Source organism: Mesorhizobium sp. WSM4887 (genome assembly GCF_029625865.1).
Taxonomy (GTDB): Bacteria; Pseudomonadota; Alphaproteobacteria; order Rhizobiales; family Rhizobiaceae; genus Mesorhizobium.
The window spans coordinates 1-12406 of record NZ_JARTVP010000008.1; the positions used below are offsets into that span (position 1 = coordinate 1).

At 62.9% G+C, this 12406-nt stretch carries 12 protein-coding genes and 1 pseudogene; 3 read left to right on the plus strand and 10 right to left on the minus strand.

Annotated elements, in window-relative coordinates:
• From P9230_RS23650 to lepA, 10 genes and pseudogenes are all read right to left on the minus strand, one after another.
• Nucleotides 1-405 (minus strand): annotated as a pseudogene (locus tag P9230_RS23650) (malate synthase G); the annotation flags it as partial.
• Between the two features lie 250 nt (nt 406-655).
• Nucleotides 656-2692: a hydantoinase/oxoprolinase family protein gene (locus tag P9230_RS23655; RefSeq protein WP_278120889.1), complete on the minus strand. Its 2037-nt coding sequence runs from the start codon at nt 2690-2692 to the stop codon at nt 656-658.
• Nucleotides 2693-2882: 190 nt separating this feature from the next.
• Nucleotides 2883-3254, minus strand: coding sequence for a DUF559 domain-containing protein (locus tag P9230_RS23660; protein WP_127247448.1), 372 nt, complete (start codon nt 3252-3254; stop codon nt 2883-2885).
• A gap of 121 nt (nt 3255-3375) precedes the next feature.
• Entirely contained in the window at nt 3376-3723 is a 348-nt protein-coding gene (locus tag P9230_RS23665) for a hypothetical protein (RefSeq protein ID WP_095782067.1), read from the minus strand.
• 197 nt (nt 3724-3920) lie between these two features.
• Nucleotides 3921-4430, minus strand: a complete 510-nt coding sequence (locus tag P9230_RS23670; RefSeq protein WP_127240368.1) for a hypothetical protein — start codon at nt 4428-4430, stop codon at nt 3921-3923.
• A gap of 11 nt (nt 4431-4441) precedes the next feature.
• On the minus strand, nt 4442-4954 hold the full coding sequence (locus P9230_RS23675) for a hypothetical protein (protein ID WP_278120890.1): 513 nt from the start codon (nt 4952-4954) through the stop codon (nt 4442-4444).
• Between the two features lie 161 nt (nt 4955-5115).
• A complete protein-coding gene (locus P9230_RS23680; protein ID WP_278120891.1) occupies nt 5116-5856 on the minus strand; it encodes a hypothetical protein in 741 nt (246 codons plus the stop codon).
• Nucleotides 5817-6518 (minus strand): hypothetical protein, encoded by a 702-nt coding sequence (locus P9230_RS23685; protein WP_278120892.1) that lies wholly within the window; start codon nt 6516-6518, stop codon nt 5817-5819. Before P9230_RS23685 ends, P9230_RS23680 begins: the two co-directional genes overlap by 40 nt.
• Nucleotides 6519-6549: 31 nt before the next feature.
• Nucleotides 6550-7386: an RNA-directed DNA polymerase gene (locus P9230_RS23690; RefSeq protein ID WP_278120893.1), complete on the minus strand. Its 837-nt coding sequence runs from the start codon at nt 7384-7386 to the stop codon at nt 6550-6552.
• A gap of 335 nt (nt 7387-7721) precedes the next feature.
• Entirely contained in the window at nt 7722-9527 is a 1806-nt protein-coding gene (lepA, locus tag P9230_RS23695) for a translation elongation factor 4 (RefSeq protein ID WP_127213843.1), read from the minus strand.
• Nucleotides 9528-9951: 424 nt separating this feature from the next.
• On the opposite strand from lepA, the gene P9230_RS23700 reads away from it, so the two are divergent.
• The 3 genes from P9230_RS23700 (at nt 9952) to P9230_RS23710 (ending at nt 12376) form a co-directional block, all read left to right on the plus strand.
• Nucleotides 9952-11016, plus strand: a complete 1065-nt coding sequence (locus tag P9230_RS23700; RefSeq protein WP_278120894.1) for a pilus assembly protein TadG-related protein — start codon at nt 9952-9954, stop codon at nt 11014-11016.
• Nucleotides 11017-11302: 286 nt separating this feature from the next.
• Complete coding sequence (locus tag P9230_RS23705) at nt 11303-12004, plus strand: DUF1223 domain-containing protein (RefSeq protein ID WP_128294532.1); 702 nt, start codon at nt 11303-11305, stop codon at nt 12002-12004.
• Nucleotides 12005-12088: 84 nt separating this feature from the next.
• Nucleotides 12089-12376 (plus strand): hypothetical protein, encoded by a 288-nt coding sequence (locus tag P9230_RS23710; RefSeq protein ID WP_278052087.1) that lies wholly within the window; start codon nt 12089-12091, stop codon nt 12374-12376.
• The last annotated feature ends 30 nt before the right edge of the window (nt 12377-12406 follow it).

The window sequence follows — 12406 nt, forward strand, 5'->3', positions numbered from 1 at the left end:
GCCCCAGCGCGCATTGGCGGCATTGAGCGCATAGCGCGCGTTCATCACCGGCACGACCAGCTGCGGCCCGGCGACGACCGCGATCTCCGGATCGACATTTTCGGTCGAGACGCTGAAGGCCGAGCCTTCCGGCACCAGATAGCCGATCTCCTCGAGGAAAGTTCTGTACACCTCCATGTCGACCGGCGCGCCGTTGGCGCGGTACCAGTCGTCCAGCTTCTCCTGCATGGCGTCGCGCTTGGCGAGCAGCGCGCGGTTCTTCGGCGCGAGGTCGTGGACGATGGCGGAAAAGCCTTCCCAGAACTTTTCCGGATCGATGCCGGTGCCGACTGCTGCCTCCTCGGCGACGAAGTCATGGAGCTCCCGGGCAATCTGCAACCCGGCGATCTCGATGCGGTCGGTCATCAGCACGTCTCCAGACATCAGGCTTTGCCGGGCCTTTGGCATGTTGGGGGGCGGGGGTCAATTCGGCTTAGGGTGAAGGTGCGGCGCGGTTTCCCTTCTCCCCTTGTGGGAGAAGGTGGATCGGCGCGCAAGCGCCGAGACGGATGAGGGGTGTTCCAGCGGAATGCGGCGCTGGTGTTCCCTGGAGCACCCCTCATCCGTCGCCTCCGGCGACACCTTCTCCCACAAGGGGAGAAGGGGGAAGGCGCGCTCACACCGCAATCCTTGGGCGCCCTGAGGCCACCGCCACCACATGCGCCTCGATGAACATGCGCTGGTTCTCGACCGTCGAGACCTTGAATTCGGTGGAAACGTCGATTTCGGCGCTGTCGGTGCCGGCATTTTTCGCGCGTTCGGCAACGATCGCCCGCACGTCGGCTTCCGCCGCGGCGATCGCCTTCTCCTCCTCGGTGAAGTCGCGCACCGTCTGCCCCGAGGCGAGCCGGAAAAGCCCTTCCCTGGGCTGGCTGACGCGGGCTTCGGCCGAGACCCGCACCTGGCCGACGACGGCGCCGAGCGCGTTGGCGACGTCGGTGTCCTCCGGCACGATGCAGCCATTGCCGATCAGCGGCGGCAGGCCGGCGTAATGCAGCGGCGCCGAGGCGCCGAGGCCGATCACCGGCCGGTCGAGCGCGACGCTGAAGCGGGCGATGCCGGGATGCGCATCGACGGCGCGCTGCACCAGCGCGTGCGCGACGGTGGCGGCGCCGTCCAGCCCGTCCTCGGCGAAGGCGGTTTCGAGGATGTATTCGGCCGACCAGCGCGTCAGCGTGACGAGCACGCGCTGGGCGAGCGCTTCCGGCGTCGCGGCGATCGCCTGGCCGCGGCCGTCGCGGCGGCGGGAAAACAGCTCGGCGCCGAGACGCGCGGCGGCGGGATCCCAGTTCGACTGCTTGCCGAGCACATGGGCGGCGTCGGACGGCGTGAAGCCGCAAATGTGCACCAGGCCGCGCGCCACCAGCCGGTTCAGCGTGGCGTTCTGGGCGTTGGAGCTGAGCAGCCGGTCGAGCGCCAGCGGGGTGGCGCCGATCGCCTCGTAGAGTTTCGCTTCCGGCGCGGTGAGGCCGGCGGCGAGGCGATCCGGCACGCCGGTGCGCACGGCAAAGCGCCCATCCATGCGGCCGGGATTCGGCGCGCGCAGCTGCCGCTCCAGCTCGGCGGTGACCGCCTCGCCATGCGCCAGGCCGGCCAGCGCCAGCGGCACCAGGCGGCGCGGCCCGAGCAGGATCTTGGGGTCGAGCGCGCCGTCCTCCAGCGCCACTTCGGAGTCGCCGCCGAGGCCGAAGGTGCGCATGGCGACGGCTTCGACCATGGTGCGGAAGCCGCCGACGGTGGCGCCTTCCGGATCGAGCCGCGGCCGGCCGCTATCGAGCACCGCAACGTCGGTGGTGGTGCCGCCGATGTCGGAGACCATGGCGTCGTCCAGCCCGGTCATGTGGCGGGCGCCGACCAGGCTGGCGGCCGGGCCGGAGAGGATGGTCTCGATCGGCCGCTGGCGGGCGAAGGCCGCCGACACCAGCGCGCCGTCGCCGCGCACCACCATTAAAGGTGCGGCGATGCCGCGACGGCCAAGAAAGCCTTCGGTCGCCGCGACCAGCCGGTCGATCATCGAGATCAGCCGGGCGTTGAGCAGCGTGGTGAGCGCGCGGCGCGGGCCGCCGAGCTTGGCCGAAAGCTCGTGGCTGGCGGTGACCGGCAGGCCGGTTTTTTCGCGGATCAGGTCGCGCGCGGCGAGCTCATGCGCCGGATTGCGGGTGGCGAAATAGGCGCAGACGGCGAAGCCCGACACCGAACCCCCAAGCTCCGGCAACGCCGCCTCGAGGCCGGAAAGATCGAGCTTGGCGGCATTGCCGTGCACGTCGTGGCCGCCGGGGCAGAACACCACCGGATCGCTGCCGAGAGCCGTCTTCAGCCCGTCGCGGGCAAGGTCGGCCTCGGCAAAGCCGATCATCACCAGCGCCACGCGCCCGCCCTGGCCCTCGACCAGCGCGTTGGTGGCAAGCGTGGTCGACATCGACACCAGCTTGATCGCGGCCGGGTCGGTGGCGGATTTTTCCAGCACCGCGTCGACCGCGCCGGAAATGCCGACGGCGAGGTCGTGGCGCGTGGTCAGCGCCTTGGCCTTGGCCAGCACCTTGCCCTTGCTCGGGTTGTCCAGGGGCCCGCCCTCCTCCGACCACAGCACGGCATCGGTATAGGTGCCGCCGGTGTCGATGCCGAGGAAGAGCGGTTTTGGCTTGGCGGTCATTTGGCGGTGGCAAGTCCGGGCAAGAGGTTTGGTGCCTGCCCCTTAGCCGATACGGGCCGGCGGATAAAGGCGGGAGCGATGGGCCAAGGGAGGGGCAAGCTCCCTTCTCCCCCTGTGGGAGAAGGTGGATCGGCGCGCAGCGCCGAGACGGATGAGGGGTGCTCCAGCTTGGCAAATACGCCCATCGGCATCATCGCCAAGGCTGCAGATCTTCGTCCCGCACATAGGCAATGATGGTATCGCAGACAGCATCGAGGTCCTTCAGAACGTCGTCATTCCAGAACCTCAACACGCGAAATCCCTTCGCCTTCAATTCGGCGTCGCGCTCCTGGTCGTGGGGCGAGTCCGCATGCTGACTGCCATCGATTTCGATGATAAGCCGAGCCTCGGCGCAAACGAAGTCGGCGACGAATCTACCCACTGGCACCTGCCGGCGGAACTTGATCTTGTCGAGACGGCGGCCGCGCAACTCCTGCCACAGACGACCCTCCGCTTCTGTCGACTCGCGCCGCATCCGACGAGCGAAATCCCGTTTGGTTGGAGCTACAGGCTGATGCGGCATGGCGGAAGACTAGGCCTCATTTCGTCCAATTCTCCAACATCGCACTCCGTCCAACACCCCTCATCCGTCTCGGCGCTGCGCGCCGAGCCACCTTCTCCCACAAGGGGAGAAGGGAGGTGCCCTACTCCGCCAGATCCACCGTCTCCGTCGAGTGGTCAGTGCAGATGAAGCAGCAGGTGTCGCACGGCTGGTCGTTGTCGGGGCCGACGCCGGCGGTGACGGAATCGTTGCCGACCACCCAGGCGCCCCAGCAGATGTGCTCGCCGGGCTCGCAGGAGATCGGCACGGATTTTCGCGCCTGCGGGCGGATGAGGAAAACCTTGTCGCCGCCCGGCCAGACCTTTTCGCTGTCGCGGCTGAACAGCTCCAGCGCGACGCCGTCGGAGCGCTGGTTGCGGACAAAGACCGACATGTCGGCGGCGAAGGCCGGCGCGGTGAGGAGAAGAGCGGCAAGCAGAGCGCGAATCATGGCGAGGTCCCCGATGGGAGTAGAGCACGGGAAGCACCGGTAATCTCCCCCCTCCAGGGGGAGATGGCCGCGAAGCGGTCAGAGGGGGTCCTTGCGCGTAGAACGCCGACCTCATCTCGTGCCGCACGACGTCGGCGCTCCACGCGCGGCGACCCCCTCTGTCGCCTTAGACGACATCTCCCCCTCGAGGGGGGAGATCAGCGCCTCACCACCACGTGCGGCGCGAATGTCTTCACCGCCTCGATCAAGTCCTGGTCGTGGATGTCGAGCGAGGAGATCTCCATGTGCACGGTGGTCTTGCCGAAGGGCATCAGGCCGAAGGCATTGGCGGCGGCGTATTTGATCGCGTCGGGCGGCTCCTCGGTGAGCTCGAAATTGAGCATCGCCGCACCCTTGCCGCCGGAGGCGAGGCGCACGCTCTTCACCTTCTGCCACGGCACCAGCACATCGCCGGCGCGAGCATCGCGGAAGCCGCGCTGATCGAGGGTGACCTTGACCGAATTGTCGAAGGCGCCGCGCGAAATGAAGACGCCGAGCGCCAGGAAGGCGACGCCGAGCAGCGCGATCCACAGCACATGGCCGCCGGAGGTCCCCGAGGCGACGCCCTGCAGCGCCCCGAAGCCAAAGATACCGCCGATCAGGAACGGTCCCACCGCCGGCAGGATCTTGCCGGAGGCGCTGTTGCGGATTTCAAGCGGCGCGGCCATTTTTCGGCCGCTCACCGTTCCGGTTTCAGCAGCGTCCAGATCCACCCGATGAAGGTGAGGACCAGGAACGGATAGCCGGCGGCGGGCAAAGGCGCCGATGTGGGCAAAAGCGGCGCGCCCCACAGGATCATCGCCGCCGAGACGACGAAGAGCACGGCCGCGACGAAAGCGGTGAGCCGCATCCACAGCGCGAAGGTTTTTGGCGCGCTGACCATGACCAGCCCCGCCGCCCAGAGGCAAATGCCGCCGACATAGGAAGGCACGCTCGCCTCAAGGCCCGCCGCATTGCCGGCCAGAAGCAGGCTTTCGCCGGCGAGGTAGGTGAGGAAGCCGGCCGCGACGAGATCATTGGCGAGCCGCTGGTATTTCATGGTGAGCAGCGCCGCCGCGACGACGACCCCCACGCCATCGATGGTCCACAGCGTCTCGCGCAGCGCGTCGCTGGCAACGAAGGTGCCCGCCAAGCCCAGCGCGCCGCCGACGGCGAGGCCGATCGCGGCGATGGTGTCCAAGGTGGAGCGCATGCGATGTCTCCCACGCCGGGGAGAGGATACGCCAAGATAAAGGATTTCTGGAAGCTAATATTAGAGCCAGGGATGTACCCAACTGGCTGCTCCACGCACCACCGTGAGCAAGAGTGACGGCCTTCTTGTCATGACGATGGCAGCCGCCTCTCGTCATGACATCAGTGGGATACCTCTCCGTTGGAAATTGTATAAGAAAGTTTCTGGAAAAACTCCGGAACATCCGAGCCTGATGCGCTATAGATTAGTTCGTCGATGTTCGTAGTAAACTCGATGCCAAGTAACGGATTCACTATCGTAATGGTTTTGTAATTCTGCTTACCTTCATAGTAACGCAAAGCTGAATAGACAATCACTTGTCGCAAATCGTGGCTACGAAATTGCCTGTCAACGTATTTCATCTCCACCAGAGTGTCAGAACATTCAAAATCACCCTTACAGCTTTGAATAATGCCGTGTCCCCTGTAAGATGGCACACTCACCCGCTCCAACGAAACACCCCGTCCACCAAAATAATGGCGAAGCCACCGAGCCAATCTATCGACTTCGTCAGCTTCAGGTGCGCTTAACTCGTCCCTTTCTGTCTTAAACTCCAGGATATTGGCATTGAGAAACTCAAGTGCGCTTGCCACTGCTCTCGATCGCAAGACCTCTGCCGGTTCGGTCGGATGGCGAACGGACTCAAAGAAAAGAAAATAGCCGGCTTCACTGATTAAGTCCCGCCGCGAAGGACTGGTCGTAGGGCGAGTCAGCCCACTTACCCGGTCGTAGGCCAGATTCGCCGATCGCGTAACAGCTTCCAGGTTCGGAAGTGCACTCCGCCAGAAGCCCGAGAACTGTGATGCAAATAGCCTTTCGCTTATCATATCGCCAGCGGCACGTTTGGCTTCTCTGATCTCCAATCTCGAACAATCATTTCAAAGGTGTCAAACCTACTTTTGGTATGGTCGCGCCAGTGCGACCCCTCGTCAACCATCGAGTACGACGCCAGGATAAGGGCTCTTCGTTGCCAGCCTGACACTGCGCCGAAATTTGCCTTGAACATGGACAGCCATGAGAAATTTCCCCAATTTGAGAAAATCAGGATTATGTCCCGCCTTATCAATTCTGATACCTCCTTCTCAAAGCATCGATGAAGGTAATTTCTATTTGATATAGAGCTATACCTACCAATAATACGGTTGGCATATGCGACATGCATGTCTAGCGCCATTACCTCATGGCCACTGTCGTATAGCTCTATTATCCTGCTGGAAATTCCTTCCTTTTCTTTTTCCCCAAGATCCTCGAAAACCTGATATGCCGTTTGGAATACCGTTGGTGCGATGGGATAAAGAGCATCCATATTATCTAGCATTGACAGCACCGCCCCATACTTTGCATTGGTGCCGACTAGCTTCAACGCCTCGACAATTTTTCGCGTGGTCGGAATATGCACTCGAGTTTGCGACAGTTGCTCATTTAAGAGCGCTACCACATCTATCTCTTCGAGCTCACCTTTGAGTTCGTCATACTGCTCCGCCGCGTTGGCGGCGTACGGATCGAACCTTAGCGTAAGGGACATGAGACGCTGTATCGGCGAGCGGGTTTCCCTGTCATCGCCCCCTCGTATCTGTGATAAAACATGCTTGAATTCGGATGCCGTTAGTATCCGCGTCTTCGATTTCTGGAGCGATAACCCCTGCTTTGTATATCTTGACAATGATCTCGTGGGCTTCCTTTTTGCTACTGCAAAAGACATGGTAGTCATCCGCGTAGCGGAGGAAGTTGACGCCAGAGCTGAATAAATATTGGTCGGAATTTGCAAGAGCTAGCTCTGCAAGAATTCGAGCAGCCGGACCGCCGATTGGAAGGCCCGCCGACCTCGTCCCCGTAAGGTGCTTCATATACTCAAGGATTATTTTTCGAACACCCGGCTGCGCGCCAAGCATGCGAAGCGCATTGTCAAGCTTGTGATGGCTTATTCTGGAATAACAGTCCGCTATATCGCATGTGACCACATAGCCGTTATTGTCACATTCGGCGATGGACTTACTAATGAAGTCCTTCCAGGAGATGTCACGGCGAAATAGGTCTCCGGAAAGGTAGCTATTCTTGTTCAATCGGTAGGAAAAGATCCGCTCATGTCCAAGTCTGGCGGCCTCTATGGCCTCAGCAATTGAGAGCACGTTCCCAAGGAGAAAGGCGTTCCACAGCGGGTCTAGTTGCGACGCCCATCTGAACCCGGAATGATGTACGGCCACGAGCGAACGGATGTCATCTGGTGGCTCCTGCACAAACGATTTATCGAACTCAGAGTGCCTTTTCAGTAGTAGGTCAACGACCTCATCTCTCTTGTCACTTATTATTCTGTTCTCAATCGGAAACGGAAATATGTCGGTGTCGCCATGCTTGTAGATGTTGTCAATGGCCGCGTAGAAAAACTTCTTCATAAAGACCGCCAACCGTACGTCTCGCGAAGGCCGCAGCCTATCTACGAATATCGCGAGATCAAGCTGCGCGGGACAGTATTTTCAAGCCCCCATCTTCAGCACGAGCGAACTGGACATTTCATGGAGCGCAAGTCCTCGGAAGGACCGTTCAAGGGCGTGGCAAAAGAACCGGACGGTCGGGACACCAAGAACTCTTAGTCGCCAGCGCTAATCTCCACCGCGCAACTTCAGCGCCACGCTGGCGGGGACCCGCCTGCCGGCAGCTCCCCCGCTTTCGAAGCCTGCCATCGATTCACTGGATCGATGGCTTGGCGCGCTGCGCGCCAACCGGCTTCTCAATCCCCCATCTTCAAGGCCTGGATAAATGCTTCCTGCGGAATATCTACCTTGCCGAACTGCCTCATCCGCTTCTTGCCCTCTTTCTGCTTGTCGAGCAGCTTGCGCTTGCGGGTCACGTCGCCGCCGTAGCATTTGGCGGTGACGTCCTTCCTGAGCGCCGAGACGGTCTCGCGGGCGATGATGCGGCCGCCGATGGCGGCCTGGATCGGGATCTTGAACAGGTGCTGCGGGATCAGTTCCTTCAGCTTCTCGCACATGGCGCGGCCGCGCTTTTCCGCCGCCGACCGGTGCACCAGCATGGACAAAGCGTCGACCGGCTCGTCATTGACCAGGATCGACATCTTCACCAGGTCGCCCTCGCGATAGTTGGTCAGGTGATAGTCGAAGGAGGCGTAGCCCTTGGAGATCGACTTCAGCCGGTCGTAGAAGTCGAACACCACCTCATTGAGCGGCAAATCGTAAGTCAGCATGGCGCGCTTGCCGACATAGGAGAGATCGGCCTGGATGCCGCGCCTGTCCTGACAAAGCTTGAGGATGCCGCCGAGATAGTCGTCAGGGGTGAGGATGGTGGCGCGGATCCACGGCTCCTCGATCGAGGCGATCTTGACCACGTCGGGCATGTCGGCCGGGTTGTGCAGCTCCTTCACCGTGCCGTCGATGAGGTTCATGCGGTAGACGACGCTGGGCGCGGTGGCGATGAGGTCGAGGTTGAACTCGCGCTCCAGCCGCTCCTGGATGATCTCCAGATGCAACAGCCCGAGGAAGCCGCAGCGGAAGCCGAAGCCGAGCGCGGCCGACGTCTCCATTTCGTAGGAGAAGGAGGCGTCGTTGAGGCGCAGCTTGCCGACGGCGGCGCGCAGGTCCTCGAAATCGGCGGCGTCGACCGGGAACAGGCCGCAGAACACCACCGGCTGCGCCGGCTTGAAGCCGGGCAGGGCCTTTTGCGTCGGGCGGCGGTCCTCGGTGATGGTGTCGCCGACGCGGGTGTCGGCCACTTCCTTGATCGAGCCGGTGAAGAAGCCGAACTCGCCGGGGCCGAGTTCGTCGACATTGACGCGGGCCGGCTTGAAGACGCCGGTGCGCTCGACGAGATATTTTGCGCCCGTGCCCATCATGCGGATGGTCTGGCCCTTCTTCATCACGCCGTCGATGACGCGGACCAGCACGATGACGCCGAGATAGGCGTCGTACCAGCTGTCGACCAGCATGGCTTTCAGGGGTGCCGAAATGTCGCCCTCGCGCGGCGGCGGCAGCTGGTGGACGATCGCCTCCAGCACGTCCGGCACGCCAAGGCCGGTCTTGGCCGAGATCAGCACCGCGTTGGAGGCGTCGAGGCCGATCACCTCCTCGACCTGCTCGCGGATGCGCTCGGGCTCGGCCGCCGGCAGGTCGACCTTGTTCAGCACCACGACGATCTCGTGGTTGTTGTCGATCGCCTGGTAGACATTGGCGAGCGTCTGCGCCTCGACGCCTTGGCTGGCGTCCACCACCAGCAGCGAGCCCTCGCAGGCGGCCAAAGAGCGCGAAACTTCATAGGCGAAGTCGACATGGCCGGGCGTGTCGATGAGGTTCAACACATAATCTTCGCCGTTCTTGGCGCGGTAGTTGAGCCGAACGGTCTGGGCCTTGATGGTGATGCCGCGCTCGCGCTCGATGTCCATGGAGTCCAGCACCTGCTCCTTCATGTCGCGCTCTTCCAGCGCGCCGGTGAGCTGGATCAGCCGGTCGGCAAGCGTGGATTTGCCATGGTCGATATGGGCGACGATGGAGAAATTGCGGATGTGGTCGAGGGGCGTCGTCATGCGGCGCGCTTTAGCAGGGGCGGGTTTAAGGGGCAAGCGGTGGGCCCGGGGAGATCGGAGCAGAGCAGGCAAACACGCTCGCCAATGTCTGAACACGGCCAATGATCGGAGGCCGGCGCTGCCCCTCATCGCCCTGCCGGGCACTTCTCCCCGTAAGTGACGGGGAGAAGGGACTGGCCGCCGCCTCGGTACCTTTCTTGCAGCGTTCCAAATTGGCGAAATCGTCGATGGGGGCGCCCCTCTCCCCGTTACCATACGGGGAGAGGATGCCGGCAGGCAGGTGAGGGGCAGCGCAAGCGTTTGAAGGTTAGGGCGCCTCCGCGCAAAAATTCAAATCCACTTAAACTTTCATGCACTCATTTTGGGCAAATCTCCACCTCCGGTGGCAGGCAGGTTGCATTGCCGGTGTGTATGGGGTTGGGGCATGTTCTCGTCGGCAAGAGATTTCGTTCGATCGCAAGGCGGCTCGATGCTGCCGATGATGGCGCTGTTGGCGATCCCGCTGCTGCTCGCGGTCGGCTTTTCCGTCGACTACACCTCGGCGGTGACGACCAGGAGCAACATGCAGCAGGCGCTTGACGCCGCGATCCTGTCGATCACCACGCTGCCGACCACCACCTCGAAGGCCGACCGCCAGACGGCGCTGCAGCAAGCCTATGTCGCCAATAGCGGGCTGGGCGACGCGACGCTCACCGCCGTCAACGTCGCCGCCGACGGCACGGCGACGTTCAGCGCCACGGCGGCCTATCCGATGCCGACCAGTTTCATGCAGATCGCGAGGATCAATTCGGTCGATGTCGGCGTCGGCTCCTCGGTGCGCAAGGCGCCGGCGCTGGTGCAGTCCACCTTCAAGGTGACGAAGGTGTCGGGCTACTGGAACAAGACGATGACCCTCTACGGCACCCAGTTCGGCCAGACCAAGGCCAAGCCGCTGATGACGATCAGCTATAACTACAACGGCTATGGCGACCCGAAGGGCTACGGCACAACCACGGTGAGCACCATCAACGGGTCGACGACGACCGTGGTGCAGAAACAGGTCTGCACGACCTCGACGGTCGACAATTTCAACAATCTGCCGAGCGGGGCGATCACCCAGACCAGCGGCAGCAACAAGTACGTCACGACCTGCGCCGATACCTTCTATCCGGCCAATGGCGCCGGCGCGGTGATCGATGTCAGCCAGATGGACCAGCTCTATCTGCAAATGGACGTTCCCTCGGGCAACCCGAAGGTGCTGAAGTCGAACGATCCCAACACCTCGAACCGGCTCTATATCGGCACCAGCGCCACCGATATGCCCGAGGTCGCGACCGGCCAGAAGGTCGACATCTTCACCTCGGTGCCCTGCGGCCAGACCGGTTACCAGGCCTGGGAAGACGGCGGCAACCCTGTGCCGGCGCCGGTTTCCAATGCCGATTTCTTCTACAATGTGACCGGCAAATGCGCCTTCAACCAGCGGCCGTCCGAGACGGTGCTGACGCAGTAGCGCCCTCCCCTTCTCCCCTTGTGGGAGAAGGTGTCGCCGAAGGCGACGGATGAGGGGTGCTCCAGGTTGGTGGCGCCTTAAGTCTAGACAAGAATCTAGCATACGCGCTCGCGAGCGTCTCACTCCGCTGGAGCGCCCCTCATCCGTCTCGGCGCTGCGCGCCGATCCGCCTTCTCCCACAAGGGGAGAAGGGGAAGGCGCCTCTCAATCACAAACCGGTGAAGCTGTAACGAAGTCCTCCGCGGCGGCGAAATGGGAGCATTGCCCCGCTACGGAGACTGCTTCCATGACCGGATTGAAGACAAGGATCGGCCTGCTTGCCGGCGCGGCATTTGCTGCGCTTGCCGCCACGCTCGATGCCGCTTCCGCTGAGCCGCTTACCGTGGTCGAGCTGTTCACCAGCCAGGGCTGCTCGTCCTGCCCGCCGGCCAATGCCAATCTGATCAAGGTCAAGGACCGTCCGGGCGTGCTGGCGCTGTCCTTCAACGTCACCTACTGGGACTATCTCGGCTGGAAGGACATTTTCGGCCGGCAGGAATTCACCCAGCGCCAGGTCGCCTACGAGCCGCCGCTCGGCCATGACGGGCCGTTCACGCCGCAGGTGGTGGTGAACGGCAGCGCCGACGCCGTCGGTGCGGCGCCCGGCGAGATCGAGCGGCTGATCTCGACAACCCCGCACGCCAAGGGTCCGGCGCTCTCGCTCGGCGACGGCAAGGTGAGCATCGGCGCCGGCACGGCGCCCGGTGGCGCGGCCGATGTCTGGCTGGTGCGCTACGCACGCGGCGTCGTCGAGGTGCCGGTGGCGCGCGGCGAGAACACCGGACGCACGCTGCCGCATGCCAATGTCGTGCATTCGCTGCAGAGGCTCGGCCGCTGGAACGGCGAGGCGACGACGCTGCCGCTGCCTACGGCACCCGGGGGCTTGAGCACGGCAGTGCTGGTGCAGACGCCGGACGGCGGGCCGATCCTGGCCGCCGCGGCAAACTGATTTTTCTTTTCGCGCGGGCCGCATCAGAGCGGCAACGCTTAACCAAAGGCCCGCATCTGCGCGCCAAACCCAAGGAGAACTAGCATGACCAGATTCCTCACGCTGCCGACGCTGGCTTTCGCGCTTGCCGCTGCCGCGTTCGTTGCCGGCGCCCGTGCCGACGACACGACCGACGCGATGAAGCCAGCCAATGCGATGGCGACGGAAAGGATGAAGCCGGCGACCGATGCTATGATGCCGACCGGCGCGATGAAGCCCGCGGATAAAATGAAGCCCGATGCGATGGCGACCCAGGCGATGAAACCCGCCACGGATGCCATGAAGCCCGCGGATGCGATGAAGCCTGCCGACGCGATGGCGCCGGCGCAATAAGTCAGCGGCCCGGTCTCTTGGCAACAATCG